Genomic DNA, 18,588 nt, shown 5'->3' on the forward strand with positions numbered 1-18,588 from the left:
CTTTATTCCCCATGTCCTTGAGAGGAATGCAGCCGTGGATGACCCAGGCCGGTCGAATTCCCAGGCTTCGGCCCGCGGGTTCGGTGCGACGGACGAGCAACTGAGCGCCGAGCTCAGGAAGTGGACGGGGGCCACCCCCGCACTTCACCCCGTCGGCGAACTGCTGGACCGGCACTGGGAGGCGGCCTTCGCCTACGCCCGGCTGTGCACCGACGGCCCGCGCTCCGCCGGGATCCTCACGACCGCCGCGTTCACCCGGATCTTCGGCGAGACCCTGCGCCAGAACGGCCCGACCTCCGCCTGGCGGCCCCATCTGCTCGTCACGGTACGGCGCATCACCGCCGAGTGGGCCACCGACCACCGACACGAGATGCTCCACCCGGATCTGCTGTCCGGAGCCGGCGAGGGGGAGCGGGTGGCCGCCCGGCTGCTGCCGCCGCCGCACCGCCGCCTGCTGTCCGGGGCCTTCCAGCGGCTGCCCCAGTCCGCTCGCTGCCTGCTGTGGCACGTCGAGGTCGAGGCCGAACCGCTCATCGAGCCCGCCGGGTTGCTCGGCCTGGACGAGGAGGGCGCGCGCGTCGAACTGGGCCGGGCCCGTGCCCGGCTGCGCGAGGAGTGCCTCCAACTGCACCGCGAACTCGCCCCCGACGAGGAGTGCCGGCGCTATCTGCGCCTGCTCGACGTGACGTACCGGCGTGGCGGCCTCGACATCGACCCGGATCTACGCGCGCATATCGAGGGCTGCGGGCACTGCGGCACCGCCGCCGACCAGCTCGACCGGTTCAACCACGGGCTCGGTGCCGCCCTGGCGGAGGCCGTACTGGGCTGGGGCGGGCGGGAGTACACGGAGAGCCGGGAGAGCGCGGCCGGACGGACCACCGACGAGCAGGAGCCCCGCGCCGGGGCGACCGGGCTGACCGGGGGCACGGGCGGTGAGGCCTTCGCGGCCCCGGCCGGTGCGTCGCGTGCGGACTTCCCGGACCCCGTCGCCCTCACGGGCATGGTCGGGGAGTCGTTCACCGACCTCGTCGACACGGGGGTCACGCCGACCGTCTCCGTGACCGGAGAGGAAACGCCCGCCCAGGCCCTGCTGGACGCCGGCGACGGCTTCCCGGCCCCGCCCGACGCCCCTCCCGTCCAGCGGCCCACCTCCGGCCGGCGCGTCGCGGGCCCCCGAACGGCCGCCCGCAGAGCCGCCCAGAAGGCGGCCCGCCGCGCCGCCCGGCGCCGCAATCTCGCCGTGGGCATCCTGACCGTCAGCGGCCTGGTCGTCATCCCGCTCGTCCTGTGGTCCATCGGCAACTCGGGCGAGAGCACCTCACCGGGCGGCACGGGCCGACCGTCCGGGGCGCCCGGCACCGACGCGGGCGAGCCGAGCCGTGACCCGTCCTGGATCGGGGCGGGCGGGGCGGAGAAGGGTGCCCTGCGCGGCCGGCTGCACAACCTCGCCTCGGGCCTGTGCGTCGGCCTCGTGGGCAAGAAGGCCGTCAACGACGCGGAGGCCGAGCTCACCAGGTGCTCCTCGGCCACCGCCCAGCAGTGGACGTACGAGACCGACGGGCTGATGCGCAACGCTGCCGCCCCCGGCCTGTGCCTCGACTCGCGTCTCGGCTACTCGGTGCGGCTCGCCCCCTGCGCGGGCGCGTCCCAGCCGGACGCCGAGAGCGTCCGGTACGACTTCACCCTCCAGGGCGCCCTCGTACCCCGCCGGAACCAGGACCTCGCCCTGGCCCCGGCCGCGACCGACGGCTCGGGGGCCCTGGTCCTCAAGGCCCGCGCGGACGACAAGGCGCAGCGCTGGGTCATCGACACCTCCAAGGCCGACCTCCAGATGGAGGCCGTCAACTGGGACGCCACCGTCCCGGCCCCACGTCCGACGCCGACCCCCGCCCCTACGACCACGAAGACGCACACACCGGCCCCGACCCCGTCCGCGTCCCCCTCGGCATCCCCGGATCCGACGCCGACGAGCACGGCCTCCACCGACTCGGGCTGTAACCGCTACGGCTACTACTGCGACGGAGACGGCCAGTACGGCTACCCCGGCTACGGCTACCCGGGTTACGGCTACGGTTACCCGGGCTACGGCTACTCGGGCGACGGCTACGGGTACGGCGGAGGCGGCCGCCGCTGACCGGACGGGCCCCCGGCCGCCGGCCCACCAGCGGGTCTCAGCCCCCGAAGACGCGCAGCGACAGCCACAGCGCCACCACGGCCGGCACCAGCGCCGCCGGTACGGCGAGCAGCCCGATCCGGGTGAACTCCCCGAGCCCGACCCGGTGCCCGTGCTGCTGCACGATCCGCCGCCACAGCAGCGTCGCCAGCGATCCGGCGTAGGTCAGGTTGGGGCCGATGTTCACGCCGAGCAGCACCGCGAGCACGGCGCCGGGGCCGGCCCCCGCGGTCAGCGGCAGCAGCACCAGCACCGCGGGCAGGTTGTTGATGAGGTTCGCGAGGACGGCGGCGAGGGCGGCCACGCCCAGCAGCGTGAGCAGGCCCGCGCCGTCGGGCAGTACCCGGTGGAGCGCGTCGGCGAGCCCGTGGTCGACCACCGCGCGCACGACGACGCCGAGCGCGAGCACGAAGGCCAGGAAGGCCGGCGCCGCGGACCGCACCACGGTCAGCGGGGTGGCCCGCCGTCGCAGCAGTGCCCGCCCGGCCAGTACCAGCGCTCCGGCCAGCGCGGCCCACGCCGGTGCGATCCCGACGGCGGAGGCCACGACGAACCCGGCGAGTGTGCACCCCACGGTGACCAGGGCGAACAGCGGCAGCTCGGGAGGCGGTGACGGGTCGGGGGAGGGGAGCGGAGCGGTCAGCTCCGCGTCGAAGAAACGCCGGAACACCAGGTACTCGGCGCCGATCGCGACCAGCCAGGGCAGCGCCATCAGGGCCGCGAACCGGGTGAAGCTCAGCCCGCTCGCCGCGAACGCCAGCAGGTTGGTGAGGTTCGAGACCGGCAGCAGCAGCGAGGCGGTGTTCGACAGATGGGCGCAGGCGTAGAGGTGCGGACGGGCCGCCACGCCCATGCGGGTGGCGGTGGCGAGCACCACCGGTGTCAGCAGGACGACGGTGGCGTCCAGGCTGAGCACGGCCGTGATGACGGAGGCCAGCGCGAACACCGCCGTCAGCAGTCGCCCGGGACGCCCGGCGGCCCAGCGGGCCATCCACGCCCCGCACGCCGTGAACAAGCCCTCGACGTCACAGAAGTGCGCGAGCACCAGCACCGCGGCGAGGAAACCGACCACCGGCCCCAGTCGCTGGATCTCCTGCCACGCGTGGTCGGGAGAGATCACGCCGACGGCGACGGCCAGCCCGGCGGCCGGCACCGCCAGCACGGCCTCGGGCAGCCCCCGGGGCCGGGCGACGGCCCAGACGAGTACGGCGACCAGCAGCGTCACGGACAGTGCTTCGGCGAGCGGGGTGTTCAGGGCGGGGTCCTCCGGGACGTGTCGGTCGTGCCCGCCCATGAAACCAGGCTCCGGTAAGAGCGCTGTCACGACCCCGTGGCCAGGGCGGTCGTCAGGGCCCGTCGCCGGCCGAGAACACCGTGAGGAACACGGAGGACGCGTTCCCGCCGACCGGAACCTCGCCGCCCTTCCACCGCACCTTCAGCGCCTTCCGCTCGTCGGGCGGTGTCACCAGCAGCGCCGCCGGGGTCGCGGTACGGGCGCCGCTGATCTCGGGGTTCGCGTACCGCAGCCCCGCCCACGCGCTGCCGCCCGGCGCCAGCGTCACGGTCACCGGCTCGTCGGGGGTGCGCTTCGGGTCGGGGCCCAGCCGCCCGCCGGAGGCGTCGGCGAACGCGGCGCCCGGATAGCCGTACAGGGGTGCAGGTCCGGGAGGAGACGTTGGTCAGCACGACGGGGAAGTTCCGCTGGCCCGCCCCGGGGTCCATCCTGCCGACCGAGGCCCGCAGTCCGGCGGTGTGGCAGCGGGTGCCGGTGTCCGTGCCGCCGGGCAGGTGCGCCGCCGTGCTCTGTGCGGGGGGTTCGGTGCCGCACGAGGTGAGCGTGCCGAGCAGCGCGACCGCGCTCGCGCCTAAGACCGCCCTGCGTACGACGTGGGAGGTTTTCGTCATGTCCTCCCGGGTGTCCCCCCGGCCGGAGGGAAAACGGCCGGCCGGAAGCGTCCGGTCAGAACTCGTCGAGCAGCTGCAGCTCCGCCCAGATCGTCTTGCCCTCGGCGGTGTGTCTGCTGCCCCAGCGCTGGGTGAGCTGGGCGACCAGGAGCAGACCGCGGCCCCCCTCGTCCCAGGTCTTGGCCCGGCGCAGGTGAGGAGCCGTGTGGTTGGTGTCGGACACTTCGCAGATCAGCGTGGAGGCGTCGTGGATCAGCCGCAGCCGTATCGGCGGGGCGCCGTAGCGGATGGCGTTGGTGACCAGCTCGCTCACCACGAGCTCGGCGGTGAACGTGGCCTCGCTCAGCCCCCACTGGTCGAGCTGGTCGACGACCTGCTTGCGGATGGGCGCCACCAGCGCCGGATCGGCGGGGATGTCCCAGGTCGCGACCTGGGAGGCGGGCAGTCCGCGGGTGCGGGCCAGCAGCAGGGCCACGTCGTCGGCGGAGCCGGTCGGCGGGAGCAGCGTGTGCAGTACGCGGTCGCAGATCTCGTCCAGGGAGTCGGAAGGGGCCGACAGGGCCTCGCGGAGCATCCGCTGGCTCGCGTCGATGTCCCGCTCGCGGCTCGCGAGCAGCCCGTCCGTGTGGAACGACAGGACGCTGCCCTCCCGCAGCTCCACCTCGGCGCACTCGAACGGAAGGCCTCCGACGCCGAGCGGGGGACCGGAGGGCAGGTCGAGCTGCCGGGCCGGGCTGTCCGGCGGCACCAGGTGGGGCAGCGGGTGCCCGGCCCGGGCCAGGCTGCAGCGCCGCGACACCGGGTCGTACACGGCGTACAGGCAGGTCGCGCCGACCTCCCCGGTGCCGGAGTCGCCCCCGGACTCCTGGGACAGCCGGACGACCAGGTCGTCGAGGTGGGTGAGCAGTTCGTCGGGGGCCAGGTCGATGTCGGCGAGGGTGCGGACGGCGGTGCGCAGCCGGCCCATGGTGGCCGAGGCCTGGATGCCGTGGCCGACGACGTCCCCGACGACCATGGCGACCCGCATCCCGGACAGCGGGATCACGTCGAACCAGTCGCCGCCCACGCCGGAGCGGGTGGCGGGGAGATAGCGGGAGGCCGCTTCCACCGCGGCGGTGCGCGGCAGGCTGCGGGGCAGCAGACTGCGCTGGAGCGTGAGGGTCGTCTCACGCTCGCGGGAGTAGCGACGGGCGTTGTCGATGCAGACGGCGGCCCGGGCCGTGACCTCCTCGGCCAGCAGCACGTCGTCCTCGGTGAAGTCCTCGGTGCGCCGGAAGCGGGTGAAGACCGCGACCCCCAGGGTCGTGCCCCTGGCCTGGAGCGGCACGGACATCGTGGAATGTATGCCGTACTCGCGGACGCGCCGGAAGCGGACCGGGTCCCAGGCGAGCCACCGCTTCAGATCGCCGTCCCGCCCCGAGGCCACGATGGAGTGGCCGAAGATCAGCGAGGCGGCCTGCGGGGAGTTCTCCGGGTAGACGTCCACCTGCCCCGGCTTGGCCACGGCCTCGGGGCTGTCGGGGTTGACCGACTGGTGGGCGGCCCGGCGCAGACTCACCGGCGCCGTCGGCGGGCCGGCGGACTCGCCGCCGTGCTCCCGGGCGTCGAGCAGGTCGACGCTGACGAAGTCGGCGAGTGCCGGGACGCACACGTCCGCCAGTTCCTGTGCCGTACGGGTGACGTCGAGGGTGGTGCCGATGCGCACGCTCGCCTCGTTGACCAGTTGCAGCCGCTCCCGTGCCCGGTACTGGTCGGTGAAGTCATGGGCGGTCACGCAGACGCCCCGCACCCGGTCCGAGTCGTCGGTGAGCGGCGCGATCCGCGCCAGCCAGGCGTGCGCGTCCCGGGTCTCGCCGCTGGCCTTCATGTACACCTGCATGTCCTGCCGCCGGCCGGTGCTCAGCACCCGGCGCAGGTTCTCCTCGAACTCCCTGTTCTGCGGCCGGCTGCCGATCTCGGTGGGCGTCAGCCCCCGCAGGCGGTAGGCGGGCATCCCGAGGAGGTCGGCCATGGCGTCGTTGACACCGCGCAGCCGCAGCCGCTCGTCGAAGATCATCGTGGCGCAGGGTGACTGTGTCAGGGACGCCCGCACCAACGGGTCGTCCGGCAGCTCCGCGTCGGCGGCCTCCGGCGGCGACACGGCGACCCACTCGACCACCTCAGGTCCTTCCGGCGGTCTGCGGTGGGCCAGCACCCACGCGGAGACCGTGTGGCCGTCGCGGTGGCGCAGGGTGAGCTCGCCGTTCCAGCGGCCGTGTTCCGGGACGGGCGGCGGGACCGCTCCGTCGGCCAGCAGCTCGGTGGCCGGGCGGCCCACGACCTCGTCCGCAGTGTGGCCCAGCAGACGGCGGGCGCCCTCGCTCCACCCGGTGAGCGTCCCGTCGGCGGCGATGACGGCATGGGCGGCCACGCCCTCGTCGAACGGCTCGTCCGGGCTCATCGTCGCCACTCCATACGGACACTCACAGTGATCAGGGAGGCCACCAGAGTTCCAGCCTAGTCCGTAGGCGCCCCGCGCGAACGGGTAACCCCCGTGCCACCGGCACCGTACGGTCAAGCACCGTGACCGTACGGGCCACCAGGGCGGCGGACCGGGCCGAGACGGCCCCGCCCGATTTCGCGCCGGAGCACCCGGCACCCGTCGACCACCCGCACGCGGACGCCAGTTACTCCGGCCGCCCGGACTCGCTGCCCGCCGCCATGCTCGACGGCGACCCGGCCACCGGCTGGTCCAACGGCTTCCTCAAGCAGGCCACGGCCCTGCTGCCGGCCTTCGAGGGCGCCCGCGCCGAGGACTGGGTCTCGGTCGACCACGGGCGCACCCGCGGCTTCGACCGGGCCGACGTCTCCTTCACCGTGGACGCGACGCACAGTCTGCCCACGGCGATCGAGGTGGCGGTGTGGGACGGCCGGGAGTGGCGGGCGGTGCGGGACATGGCGATCGACTGGGCCACCGCCTCCGACACCCCGACCGTGATCACGTTCGGGACCGTCCGCGGCTCCCGGGTCCGGCTCACGATGACGAGCCGCCACCCCGGCGAGGCGAAGGGCGCGCTCCGCATCAGCCGGCTGGAGCTCCCGGCGGTCTGAACCCGCCCCGCGCGACGGTCCGGACGGGCGACGAACGGCCAGTACCGTCCGAACCGTTGACGGCGTGTCACATCAGCCACAACCATGGCCAGCGTCCGCATCTGGGAGCGCTCCCACTCCGAGTGCCACCCGCCCCTCCCCAGAGGAGCCCAGACGTGAAACGACGACGCAGAACCGCCCTGCTGTCCCTGACGGCCCTCCTGGCGACCGCGCTCACCGCGCTGCCCTCCGCACCGGCCGGGGCCGAAGAGGTCGAACAGGTCAAGAACGGCACCTTCGAGACCACCACCGACCCCTGGTGGGCGACCAGCAACGTCCCCAAGGGCCTGTCCGACGGCCGGCTCTGCGCCGACGTCCCCGGCGGCACCGCCAACCGCTGGGACGCCGCCGTCGGGCAGAACGACATCACCCTGGTGAAGGGGGAGTCGTACCGCTTCTCCTTCCACGCGACCGGGACGCCCGCCGGGCACGTGGTCCGGGCGATCGTGGGTCTGTCGGTGTCGCCGTACGACACCTACTACGAGGTGACCCCGCAGCTCAGCGTCTCGGGTGACAGCTACTCCTACACCTTCACCTCGCCCGTCGACACCGCCCAGGGCCAGGTCGGCTTCCAGCTCGGCGGCAGCGCGGACGCCTGGCGCTTCTGCATGGACGACGTCTCGCTGCTCGGCGGGGTCGCGCCGGAGCCGTACGAGCCCGACACCGGGCCCCGGGTCCGTGTCAACCAGGTCGCCTACCTGCCCGCCGGGCCGAAGAACGCCACCCTGGTCACCGACGCCACGGCGAAGCTGCCCTGGGAGCTCAAGAACGCACGCGGCACCGTGGTCGCCCGGGGGACGACCCTGCCCCGGGGCGTCGACGCCTCGTCCGGGCAGAACGTCCACTCGATCGACTTCGGCGCCTACCGCACCAAGGGCACCGGCTTCACCCTGGTCGCCGACGGCGAGACCAGCCGCCCGTTCGACATCGACGCGAGCGCCTACGAGCGGCTCCGCCTCGACTCGGCGAAGTACTACTACACCCAGCGCAGCGGCATCGCGATACGCGACGACCTGCGACCCGGCTACGGCCGCCCGGCCGGACACGTGGGTGTGGCGCCCAACAAGGGCGACACCGACGTGCCGTGCCAGCCCGGCGTGTGCGACTACTCCCTGGACGTCAGCGGCGGCTGGTACGACGCCGGCGACCACGGCAAGTACGTCGTCAACGGCGGCATCTCCACCTGGGAGGTGCTGAGCACCCACGAACGCGCGCTGCACGCCCGCACCGGTGACGCCGGCAAGCTCGGCGACGGCAGCCTCGCCATTCCGGAGAGCGGCAACAAGGCGCCCGACCTCCTCGACGAGGCCCGCTGGGAGCTGGAGTTCCTGCTGAGGATGCAGGTGCCCGACGGGAAACCGCTCGCCGGCATGGCCCACCACAAGATGCACGACGAGCAGTGGACCGGCCTGCCGCTGCTGCCCGGCGACGACCCGCAAAAGCGCGAACTGCACCCGCCGTCCACCGCCGCCACCCTGAACCTCGCGGCCACGGCCGCACAGGCGGCCCGCCTCTACCGCTCCTACGACAAGGCCTTCGCCGACAGGTCGCTGGCCGCAGCCCGCAAGGCCTGGTCGGCGGCGCTCGCGCACCCCGACCGCTACGCCTCCGACAGCGACGGCATCGGCGGCGGCGCCTACTCCGACAGCGACGTGACCGACGACTTCTACTGGGCGGCGGCCGAGCTCTACCTCAGCACGGGGGAGAAGCAGTTCGAGGAGTACGTCCTGAAGTCCCCGGTCCACACGGCCGACCTCTTCAAGCCCGTCGGCTTCGACTGGGCCCGCACCGGCGCGGCCGGCCGCCTCGACCTCGCGACCGTGCCGAACAGACTGCCCGGGCGGGACAAGGTGCGCCAGTCCGTCGTCAAGGGCGCCGACCGCTACCTGGCCACCCTGAAGGCCCAGCCCTACGGCATGCCCTACGCGCCGGACGGCAACACCTACGACTGGGGCTCCAGCCACCAGGTCCTCAACAACGCCGTCGTCCTCGCCACCGCCTACGACATCACCGGCGCCGCGAAGTACCGGGACGGCGCGCTCCAGACCATGGACTACATCCTGGGCCGCAACGCGCTGAACATCTCCTACGTCACCGGCTACGGCGAGGTCAGCTCTCACAACCAGCACAGCCGCTGGTACGCCCGCCAGCTCGACCCCGGTCTGCCGAACCCGCCGCGGGGCACCCTCGCCGGCGGACCCAACTCGGGCATCCAGGACCCCTACGCGCAGAGCAAACTCCAGGGCTGTGTCGGCCAGTTCTGCTACATCGACGACATCCAGTCCTGGTCGACCAACGAGCACACGATCAACTGGAACGCCGCCCTGACCCGCATGGCCTCCTTCGTGGCGGACCAGGGGTAGGGCCGGACGACCGCGCCGGGTGCCGGGGGAGTCCGCCGACAGGCCGCCTCCGGCACCCGCGCGTAGCCTGGTCTCATGCACGCGGTGCGGGTAGACGGCATCGAGGTCGCCTACGACCGGGTGGGCCAGGGCCCGCCCCTGGTGCTCGCGCACGGCGCCATGACGGACGCCCGCCTGTGGCGTGCGCAGGTCGCCGACCTGGCCGACGAGTTCACCGTGATCGCCTGGGACGAGCCGGGCTCCGGCCGGTCCGCCGACGTGTCGCCCTCCTTCGTCCTCGCGGACTACGCCCGCTGTCTGGCGGCGGTCGTCGAGGACGTCGGTCTCGGCCCGGCCCATGTGGTGGGCGTGGGCTGGGGCGGGACCGTCGTGCTGGAGCTCTACCGGCACCACGCCGGACTCGTCAGGACGCTGGTCCTCGTCGACACCTACGCCGGCTGGAAGGGCTCGCTGCCCCCGGCGGAGGTACGGGCGCGGGTCGAGGGGGCGGAGCGGATGCTCGACGTTCCGGACGAGGAGTTCGCGCCCACCATGCCGGGTCTGTTCGCGGGCCGGCCACCCGCCGAAGCCGTCCGCATGCTGTCCCTGATGTCGGCGGACACCCGCCGCGGGAGCATGCGGACCGAGCTCACCATCATGGCGGAGGCCGACCAGCGCGACCTGCTGCCCAGGATCGAGGTGCCGACGCTCCTGCTGTGGGGAGAACTCGACACGCGCTCTCCGGTGGAGCAGGTGGCCCGCCCGCTCCTCGAAGCGATCCCGCGGGCCACGCTGGTGGTGCTCCCCGGTATCGGGCACCTGAGCAACGTCGAGGCGCCGGAAACGTTCAACCGGACCGTCCGGGAGTTCTGCCACGCCCTGTCCTGAGCGGCCCGGCCACGTGCGCCAGCTTGTCCGGGTTGGCCACGACGTAGATGCCGCGCACCCGGTCGCCCTCGGGGGTGAGGTCCAGGACCAGGACGGCGTACGGGGCGTCGCCGTCGAAGAGCACGGCCGCGTCGTCGCCGTTGACCCGCCGGTAGCGCCAGACGGGACGGTCCGGGCCGCCCCGCCCGTTCGTGATCAGGCGGGCCACCTTGTCCCGGCCGTGCACCGGGCGCAGACTCGCCGGCCTGCGCTTGCCGCCGGCGTCCGTCCAGGCCGTGACGTCCGGCGCGAGGACCTCCATCAGCTCGGCGACGTCCCCGCCGAGCGCCGCCCGCACGAACCGCTCGGTCGCCTCCCGCCGCACCCGCGGATGTGCCTCGTAGCGCGGCCGGCGCGCGTGCACGTGTTCCCGGGCCCGGTGTGCCAACTGCCGTACGGCGGCGGCGGAGCGGTCGATGACCTCGGCGATCTCGGCGTGCGGGTAGCCGAACACCTCCCCCAGGACGAACACCGCGCGTTCCAGCGGGGTCAGCGACTCCAGGACCACCAGCATCGCCAGCGACACCGACTCGGAGCGCAGCGCCGGACCGTCGGCGGTGTCCGGGGCCTCGTCGGAGACCAGCGGCTCGGGCAGCCACGAGCCGACGTACGTCTCCCGTCTGCGGCTGACCGCGGCCCGCCGGCGCAGCGCGTGGTTGACCGCCACCCGGACGAGGTAGGCCCGCGGACTGTCGACGCCGGGCAGGGGAGCGCCCCCGCCGCGGCCCGTCCAGGACAGCCATGTCTCCTGCAGGACGTCCTCGGTGTCGGCGACACTGCCGAGCATGTTGTAGACGACGCCGAACAGCAGCTGGCGGTGGTCGACGAACACCCCGGTCGCCTCGTCGAGCGGGGCGGCGGTGCCGGGTGCGGAGATGTCGGTCATGTGTGGGCCTCCCAGAAGACGCGCTCACCACTGCGAGCCGGGTCGGGGCCCGGGATGTGACATCACGGGGTGCGATGTGACGCAGATCTCGGCGACTGACCGGCGGGCCACCTCGCCCGGTACCCCTTGAGGCTGCCTCTGAGCTGGCTGTATTTACGAGTCAGTACCCGAGCGGTACCGTGAAGGGCATGCCAGCTCTCAACGTGGAGTTCAGCGACCGCGAACTGGAGGATCTGCGGCAGATCGCCAAGGAGCGCGGTACGTCCATGAAGGCGCTCGTGCGCGAGGCCGCAGCGGCCGACATAGCCCGCCACCGCGCTCTGCAGGAGGGCGCGGAGGCGTTCCGCCGGTTCTTCGCGACCCACGCCGACGAGTTCGCCGCCGCCTTTCCCGACGACGAACCGCCCAGCAAGGGCGAAGGGCGGGCCGCCTGAGCGATGGCACCCGTCATCCACATCGACGTGCCCTGGCTGCTCCAGCGGCACGAAGAGGTCCTCCCGGACCAGCCCACCGTCAACGACTTCTCCTCGCTGGTCGCCGCCGTCGCCCGGCATCGCGTCGATCCGCCGCGCCTCGGAGTGGACTCCGACGCCGCCTGGCGCGCCGCCGCGCTGCTGCACACCCTCGCCGTGCTGCGGCCGCTGCCCTCGGCCAACGCCCGCTTCGCCTGTGCGACGGCCGTCGCGTACATGTTCGTCAGCGGCGTCGGTATCGACCCGCCCTACGGCGCCCTCGTCGACCTCGCCCGCGGCCTGATGTCCGGCACGACCGACGTCTACGGAGCCGCGGACCGGTTGCGCTCCTGGCAGATCTGAGGGCCGCGCGACGCAGCGAAATGTCGAAAACCGGTACGAGTGGCGGCAGTCCGTTCCCCTTTCTGACTTTCTGTCAATGGGCCGGATGTTGCACAGGCGCCTTGTTGGTCGTGTGGGGGTTGTGCAAGAGTGAAACACGCGTGCGGGGGGAATGGCCGGGTGTCGCACGTGTTTTGTTGACCGGGTCCGATTCGCCGTCGGCGAATTCGCACCTCCCGCGCCGCGCCAAAAGAGGTACGCACCAACCGGGCTCCTTTTTTCGGCGTCAGGACTTCCGTGTGTCACATGCGCGTGGGAAGGAACCACCTCAGTGCCCACCCCCCACCCCCCTCGTCCCCCGTATCCCCCGCCCGGCGGGGATCCCGGGGACTCCGACGAATCCCTGGCCGCCCCACTCAGAGGCACCCCGAAGGGCGACGTCGCCGCCCATTCGACCGCCCTGCTGATGGCGCGGCACTGGCAGCCGGTGCACGACTACGCGGTCATCTGTCTGGCCTCGTCGGCGCAGGTCGCCACGATGGTCACCGGGACCGCCTTCCACCGGACCCTCAACCGCCTCGCCTTCGGCGAGTCGGCCGTCGCGCTGCGCCCGGCCTTGCTGGTGACCGTGCGCGACACGATCCGTGAGTGGTCCGGCGACGATCGAATATCCGCCGTCCTCCCGGCGTTGCAGAAACCCGCCGGAGGGCGCGGGCTGCGCGCGGCGACGTCCATGACGCCCGAAAATCGCGCCCTCGCGGAGCGGGCATTTCAGGCACTTCCCGCAGCGGCGCGCTGTTTGCTGTGGCATGTCGAGGTCGAGGCAGATCCTTTAACCGTCCCGGCCGGTCTGCTGGGCATGGACACCGACATCGCGTCGGCCGCGCTCGAACAGGCGCGTGACAAATTCCGCGAGGGTTGTGTACGGGCCCATAGCGAACTCGCGCCGACCCAGGATTGCCGCTTCTACAACCGCCTCCTCGATGTGCCGATCCGTCGGGGCGGCGCACTGCTGCCCGATGTCCAGGAGCACCTGGCGGAGTGCCGCTACTGCCGGAACGCGGCAGAACAACTGAGCCATTTCGAGGGCGGACTGGGCCCGCTGATCGCCGAGGCCGTGCTCGGCTGGGGCGTGCGCCGCTACCTCGACTCGCGTCCGGGCCGGTCCTCGCACGGCAACCGGAGCGGGCGCGCCGGCCGGCGCGGTGGGGGGCGACGGGGCGACGGGCTGACCGCCGGACGCCACCGTCTGCTGCCCAGGATCCCCCTGCCCGCACGCCGGGTACCGGGCGCACGGATCCCCGACGCGCTGCGCTCCTCCCGGGCGCTCCTCTCGGGCGTCGGTGCGGTGTCGGCCGGGGTGCTGGCGACGGTGCTCATCATGAGCGCGTCGTCGTACGACGGCGGACACGCCGACCCGGCCGGCTCCAACAGCGCCGCCGGCGCGGGCGGTACGGAATCCAGGACACCGCCCGGCACGGCCAAGCTGCCCACGGCGCCGGGCGTGACGCGGCTGCGCAACGCCGGCGCCGACCTGTGCCTCGACGTCCGGGACCTGCCGAAGGAGGGCTCCGGGACGAAGCTGGCGGAGTGCTCGACGGTGTGGACCCAGCAGTGGACGTACGAGAACGACGGGCTGCTGCGCAGCGTCGCCGATCCCGGACTGTGCCTGGACTCGCACAAGGACGCCGGTGTCGTCGTGCTCGGCACCTGCGCCGAGGCCGACGACGATCGGGCCGACGACGTGCGCTACGACCTCACCGTGCAGGGGGAGTTGCTGCCGCGCTGGGACGAACAGCTCGCCCTGACCTCCACCGACGGCGACCCGGACGCCGACATCGTCGTCAAGGTCCGGGACCGCTCCGGCGGCCAGCGCTGGCAGCCGGAGCCCGTGCCCACGACGGCGGGTTCCCTGTCGATCGAGGAGCAGGACGACCCGACGGCACGACAGGTGACCCTGCCGGGCGGCCGGACGGAGTGAGCACGGTGCCCGAGGGCTGACACGAGGGCCGCGCGGTGAAGACACCGCGCGGCCCACATGTCATACCGGGCCGTCGGCGAGGTCGGCCGGACCGATCGTGCGCGGTGTGGCGTGGCCCGACAGGGCCAGGGTGAGATCGAGTTCGGCCAGCAGGCAGCGGATGACGTGCTCGACACCGGGTCCGCCGTCGAGGCCGAGGCCGTAGACGTACGGCCGGCCGACCAGGACGGCCCGGGCACCGAGGGCGAGTGCCTTGAAGATGTCGTCGCCGGTGCGCACCCCGCTGTCGAAGAGCACGGTGAGCCGGTCCCCGACGGCCTCCGCCACACGGGGCAGCGCGTCGGCCGCGGCCACGGAACCGGCCACCTGACGCCCGCCGTGGTTGGAGACGACCACGCCGTCCATGCCCGCCTCCGCCGCCTGCCGGGCGTCGTCCGGGTGCAGGACGCCCTTGAGGACGATCGGGCCGTCCCAGTTCTCCCGCAGGAACGCCAGGTCCGGCCAGGTCTTGGCCGGGTCGGCGAACATCTGGACGAAGTGCGTCACGGCCGCGTTCGGATCCTCGTGCACCGGCCTGGCGAGACCCGCCTGGAAGGCCGGGTCCGAGAAGTAGTTGGCCGTGCCGACGCCGTGCAGGAACGGCAGATAGGCCTGGTCGAGATCGCGGGGCCGCCATGCCAGCAGCGGTGTGTCCAGGGTGACGACGAGCACGCCGAACCCGGCCGCCCTCGCCCGGTTCAGGAAACTGCGGGCCACCTCCGGGTCCCTGGGCCAGTACAGCTGGAACCACCGCTCGGCGTCGCCCATCGCCTCGGCGACCTGCTCCATGGGCGTGCTCGACGCGGACGACAGGACGAAGGGCACGCCCTGGGCGGCGGCCGCCCGGGCCGCGGCGGTCTCGGCATCGGGGTGCATGATCGACAGCACCCCGACCGGGGCCAGCGCCAGCGGAGCCGACAGGGCCCGGCCCAGCACCTCGACCGACAGGTCCCGCTCGTGCACGTCCCGCAGGACGCGCGGCACGATCCGGCGGCGCTCCAGGGCCGCCCGGTTGGCTCGGGCGGTGCTGCCGTTCCCGGCGCTGCCCGCCACATATCCGACCGGGCCGGGGCCGAGCCGCTGCTCGGTCAGCTCCTCCAGCCGGGTCAGATCGGTGGGCAGCCGCGGTACGGCACCCGTCATCCCGTTCAGATAGATCTCGTACTGGAAGTCCGCCCAGTGCTTGCCCACCGTACGCAACCGCCTCTCGTCGTCTCCTCGTCGAGACCGTGCCGTCGAGCCGACGATACCGAGCGGTATGTGCGGGGACGGATCAGGGTCCGGCCACCACCCGCTCCGGCGAAGCACCCTCGCCACCGGGCCCGGTGACCGGCGGCACCGGCTTGTCGGCCGTCCGGGCCAGCCGGGCGCCCTCGGGCCCGTACACCGCCCGGGGTTCGGGGAACAGCCGCAGCAGCGTCAGGAACAGCACCGCCGCCACGACCAGCGACAGCGGCAGACTGATGTCGATGCCGTTCGCCAGGTCGCCGAACGGGCCGACGAACTGCCCGGGAATGTTGGTGAACAGGACACCGAGCAGCGCCGACACCCACCAGGCGGTCATGCCCCGCCAGTTCCAGCCGTGCGCGAACCAGTAACGGCCGCCGCGCTGACGGCGGTTGAAGACCTGGAGCGCCTCCGGGTCGTACCAGCCGCGCCGCGTCCAGTAGCCCAGCATCATCACGACCATCCACGGCGTGGTGCAGGTGATGATCACCGTGGCGAAGGTCGAGATGGACCGCACGAGGTCGAGGCCGAACCGGCCGGCGAAGATGAACGCGATCGACAACGCGCCGACCAGCAGCGTCGCCTGGACCCGGGACAGCCTCGGGAACACCGACGAGAAGTCGAGCCCGGTCCCGTACAGCGCCGTCGTGCCCGTCGCCATGCCGCCGATCAGCGCGAGCAGGCACACCGGCAGGAAGAACCAGCCGGGCGAGATCGCGAGCAGCCCGCCCACGAAGTCGGGGGCCGCCGGATCGACGTACTCCGGCGCCTTGTCCGCGATGATGCTCGCCGTCGTCAGGCCGAACAGGAACGGCAGCAGCGTCGCGAGCTGCGACAGGAACGCCGCCCCCATCACCTTCCGGCGCGGTGTGCTCGCCGGGATGTAGCGCGACCAGTCGCCGAGGAACGCCCCGAACGACACCGGGTTCGACAGCACGATCAGCGCCGACCCGACGAACGACGGCCAGAACAGGGCCGTCGTCGCCGCGTCGGCGGAGTCGGTGAAGACGCCCGCGTACGAGGGGTCGAAGTCACCCGCGAACGCCACGGCACCGAGCAGGAACAGCGCACTCGCCGAAGTCACCGCGATCTTGTTGACGAAGAGCATGAACCGGAAGCCGTACACGCACACCGCGAGCACCAGCACCGCGAACAGCGCGTAGGCGACGGCGTAGGACAGGTCGTCCCGGCCGAGGCCGAAGAGCCGATGGGCACCACCGACCAGGGCGTCGCCGGAGCTCCACACCGAGATGGAGAAGAACGCGACGGCCGTCAGCAGGGACAGGAACGAGCCGACCACCCGGCCGTGCACCCCCAGGTGCGCGGACGACGACACGGCGTTGTTGGTGCCGTTGGCCGGGCCGAACACGGCCATCGGACAAAGGATCAGCGCTCCTGTCACGACGCCGAGGAGCGTGGCCGCGAGACCTTGCCAAAAGGACAGCCCGAACAGGATCGGGAAGGCGCCGAGGACGCACGTGGAGAAGGTGTTGGCACCGCCGAAGGCCAGCCGGAAGAGGTCGAACGGGGTCGCGGTGCGCTCCGGGTCGGGGATGCGGTCGACGCCGTGGGTCTCCACCTCCGTGAGGGACGGCGGAGCCGGGGTGGGGGAGGGGTGGTCGGCCGACGGGGACAAGTGGGCTCCAGCGGGGACGGGGCGGCGGAGCGCGGGGTGGCGCGGATGCGGGGCGGACGGCCGCTCGCCGGCGGCGGGGTGTGCGGCGGCGCGCGGAAGCCGTCCTCTGGGGTGGTGCCGACCGTAGGACGGCGAAGGTGATCTACGCCAGAGGACGGTTCATCCATTCTTCTCGTTGCCGGTGGACGAATCCTCCACTCCTCGGTCACTCCTCGTCGGAGGGGTGCGGCCCTTGGTCCGGCTCGGCGTCCGGTCCTTGCGCCCGTACCCGCTGCACGTGCTCCAGGGAGTCGCGCAACTCCGCGAGCCAGTCGTCGGTGTGACGCTGCACCAGGCGCACGCACCAGGCCAGCGCGTCGCTGCGGCTGCGGGCGACGCCGCCGGCGATCAGGGTGTCGAGGACCTGGCGTTCCGGCTGGCGCAGCCGCGTCATGACGGGCGCGGCCACATGCGTGAAGAGCGCCCGCCGCCCGCCGCACTCCACGCCCCAGGACACCTTGCGGCGGAACCGGTGCTCGGCCTCGCGGGCCACGGCCATCCGGTCCTCGCGTGTGCGTTCCCGGAACTCCTGCACCCGGCTTTCCAGGGCCGCCTCGCGCTCGGCGGCCGGGGCGTCCTCGGTCAGCCGGGGTTCGGCGATGCGGCCGATCACCGTGATCTCCTCGCGGTCGACCGTGACCTCGGTCAGTTCCTCGAAGAGGTCGTCGGGGAGGCGGCCGGCGAACCAGCCGCGCAGCTTCTCTCTCTGCTCTGGAGTAATCATGTAATGACGATTACTCGGCTGGAGCATGAACACAAGGGGCTGCGAAGCGGTCGGCCGAGAGCGGAATCGGAATGTTTCAGGCCGATTAACGAACACGCGGAAATCAGCCATCTGGCCGCTTCATGTCCACGAGGACCGCCCGGTTACGGGCTTCGGCCACGCGGATTCCGTAACTTCACGCCACTGATTCAATACACAAGGTTACTGAAACCCGTGGGGTCGATGTGTGTTTCGGCGGCGGACTCGGCAGACTCGCGCTCGCCGCCCCGGGCACCGACCGGGCACGGGCCGGCACCCCCCGTAATCGAGCGGAAGGATGCACACAATGCGGAACACCGCGCGCTGGGCCATGACTCTCGGACTGACGGCCACCGCCGTCTGCGGACCCCTCTCCGGGGCCGCGCTCGCCGATCCGGGTCAGGCCCCCACCGCGCTCTACGCCCCGTCGGCCCTCGTCCTCACGGTGGGCCACGGCGAGAGCGCGGTCGCAGCGACTCCGGAACGCGCGGTCACTCTGACCTGTTTCCCGAAGGCCTCCGGCACACACCCGGTGGCCGGCTCGGCCTGCGCGCAACTGCGCGGAGTGGGCGGCGACATCCGCGCCCTGACCGCCGGCGAGGGTGCGTTCTGCACCAAGCAGTACGACCCCGTGGTCGTCACCGTCGACGGTGTCTGGCAGGGACAGCGAGTGTCCTACGAGCGCACCTTCTCCAACGAGTGCGTGAAGAACGCCCACGGTTCCGGCGTCTTCGCGTTCTAGGACCGGGATCGCGCCGTTCCCGGGAG

The 18,588-nt window shown here is 72.6% G+C and carries 13 protein-coding genes and 2 pseudogenes; 8 read left to right on the forward strand and 7 right to left on the reverse strand.

Annotated features, from left to right (window positions below; genetic code table 11):
• Positions 1-34: 34 nt before the first annotated feature.
• A complete protein-coding gene (locus tag SSQG_RS35730; RefSeq protein WP_003994875.1) occupies positions 35-2,134 on the forward strand; it encodes an RICIN domain-containing protein in 2,100 nt (699 codons plus the stop codon).
• A gap of 37 nt (positions 2,135-2,171) precedes the next feature.
• On the opposite strand, the gene SSQG_RS35735 is transcribed toward SSQG_RS35730, so the two are convergent.
• The 3 genes and pseudogenes from SSQG_RS35735 to SSQG_RS35745 all read right to left on the reverse strand — a co-directional run bounded on the left by SSQG_RS35735 (position 2,172) and on the right by SSQG_RS35745 (position 6,518).
• Positions 2,172-3,467 carry an SLC13 family permease gene (locus SSQG_RS35735; protein ID WP_039934365.1) on the reverse strand — a complete coding sequence of 432 codons (1,296 nt, stop codon included), beginning with the start codon at positions 3,465-3,467 and terminating at the stop codon, positions 2,172-2,174.
• Between the two features lie 52 nt (positions 3,468-3,519).
• Positions 3,520-4,078, reverse strand: a pseudogene (locus SSQG_RS35740) (DUF4232 domain-containing protein).
• 55 nt (positions 4,079-4,133) lie between these two features.
• The gene (locus SSQG_RS35745; protein WP_003994878.1) at positions 4,134-6,518 is read right to left on the reverse strand and encodes a SpoIIE family protein phosphatase; all 2,385 of its coding nucleotides are present in this window, start codon (positions 6,516-6,518) and stop codon (positions 4,134-4,136) included.
• A gap of 119 nt (positions 6,519-6,637) precedes the next feature.
• Here SSQG_RS35745 and SSQG_RS35750 point away from each other — a divergent pair.
• The 3 genes and pseudogenes from SSQG_RS35750 to SSQG_RS35760 form a co-directional block, all read left to right on the forward strand.
• Positions 6,638-7,168: pseudogene (locus SSQG_RS35750) on the forward strand (discoidin domain-containing protein); the annotation flags it as partial.
• Between the two features lie 155 nt (positions 7,169-7,323).
• Complete coding sequence (locus SSQG_RS35755) at positions 7,324-9,570, forward strand: glycoside hydrolase family 9 protein (RefSeq protein WP_003994880.1); 2,247 nt, start codon at positions 7,324-7,326, stop codon at positions 9,568-9,570.
• A gap of 75 nt (positions 9,571-9,645) precedes the next feature.
• Positions 9,646-10,437, forward strand: a complete 792-nt coding sequence (locus tag SSQG_RS35760) for an alpha/beta fold hydrolase (protein ID WP_003994881.1) — start codon at positions 9,646-9,648, stop codon at positions 10,435-10,437.
• Here SSQG_RS35760 and SSQG_RS35765 read toward each other — a convergent pair.
• Positions 10,397-11,362, reverse strand: coding sequence for a sigma-70 family RNA polymerase sigma factor (locus tag SSQG_RS35765; protein WP_003994882.1), 966 nt, complete (start codon positions 11,360-11,362; stop codon positions 10,397-10,399). The genes SSQG_RS35760 and SSQG_RS35765 overlap by 41 nt on opposite strands.
• A gap of 188 nt (positions 11,363-11,550) precedes the next feature.
• On the opposite strand from SSQG_RS35765, the gene SSQG_RS35770 reads away from it, so the two are divergent.
• The 3 genes from SSQG_RS35770 to SSQG_RS35780 all read left to right on the forward strand — a co-directional run bounded on the left by SSQG_RS35770 (position 11,551) and on the right by SSQG_RS35780 (position 14,137).
• Entirely contained in the window at positions 11,551-11,796 is a 246-nt protein-coding gene (locus SSQG_RS35770; protein WP_003994883.1) for a hypothetical protein, read from the forward strand.
• Between the two features lie 3 nt (positions 11,797-11,799).
• Positions 11,800-12,177: a hypothetical protein gene (locus SSQG_RS35775; protein WP_003994884.1), complete on the forward strand. Its 378-nt coding sequence runs from the start codon at positions 11,800-11,802 to the stop codon at positions 12,175-12,177.
• 310 nt (positions 12,178-12,487) lie between these two features.
• Positions 12,488-14,137, forward strand: coding sequence for an RICIN domain-containing protein (locus SSQG_RS35780; RefSeq protein WP_003994885.1), 1,650 nt, complete (start codon positions 12,488-12,490; stop codon positions 14,135-14,137).
• A gap of 60 nt (positions 14,138-14,197) precedes the next feature.
• On the opposite strand, the gene SSQG_RS35785 is transcribed toward SSQG_RS35780, so the two are convergent.
• From SSQG_RS35785 to SSQG_RS35795, 3 genes are all read right to left on the reverse strand, one after another.
• On the reverse strand, positions 14,198-15,367 hold the full coding sequence (locus tag SSQG_RS35785; RefSeq protein ID WP_003994886.1) for a lactate 2-monooxygenase: 1,170 nt from the start codon (positions 15,365-15,367) through the stop codon (positions 14,198-14,200).
• A gap of 82 nt (positions 15,368-15,449) precedes the next feature.
• Positions 15,450-17,039 (reverse strand): purine-cytosine permease family protein, encoded by a 1,590-nt coding sequence (locus SSQG_RS35790; RefSeq protein ID WP_039934369.1) that lies wholly within the window; start codon positions 17,037-17,039, stop codon positions 15,450-15,452.
• 205 nt (positions 17,040-17,244) lie between these two features.
• Positions 17,245-17,802: a hypothetical protein gene (locus tag SSQG_RS35795; protein WP_003994888.1), complete on the reverse strand. Its 558-nt coding sequence runs from the start codon at positions 17,800-17,802 to the stop codon at positions 17,245-17,247.
• A 325-nt stretch (positions 17,803-18,127) separates the two neighbouring features.
• Here SSQG_RS35795 and SSQG_RS35800 point away from each other — a divergent pair, with 325 nt between their 5' ends.
• Complete coding sequence (locus SSQG_RS35800) at positions 18,128-18,562, forward strand: protease inhibitor (RefSeq protein ID WP_003994889.1); 435 nt, start codon at positions 18,128-18,130, stop codon at positions 18,560-18,562.
• The last annotated feature ends 26 nt before the right edge of the window (positions 18,563-18,588 follow it).

The sequence above is a fragment of the Streptomyces viridochromogenes DSM 40736 genome (genome assembly GCF_000158955.1).
GTDB lineage: Bacteria > Actinomycetota > Actinomycetes > Streptomycetales > Streptomycetaceae > Streptomyces > Streptomyces venetus.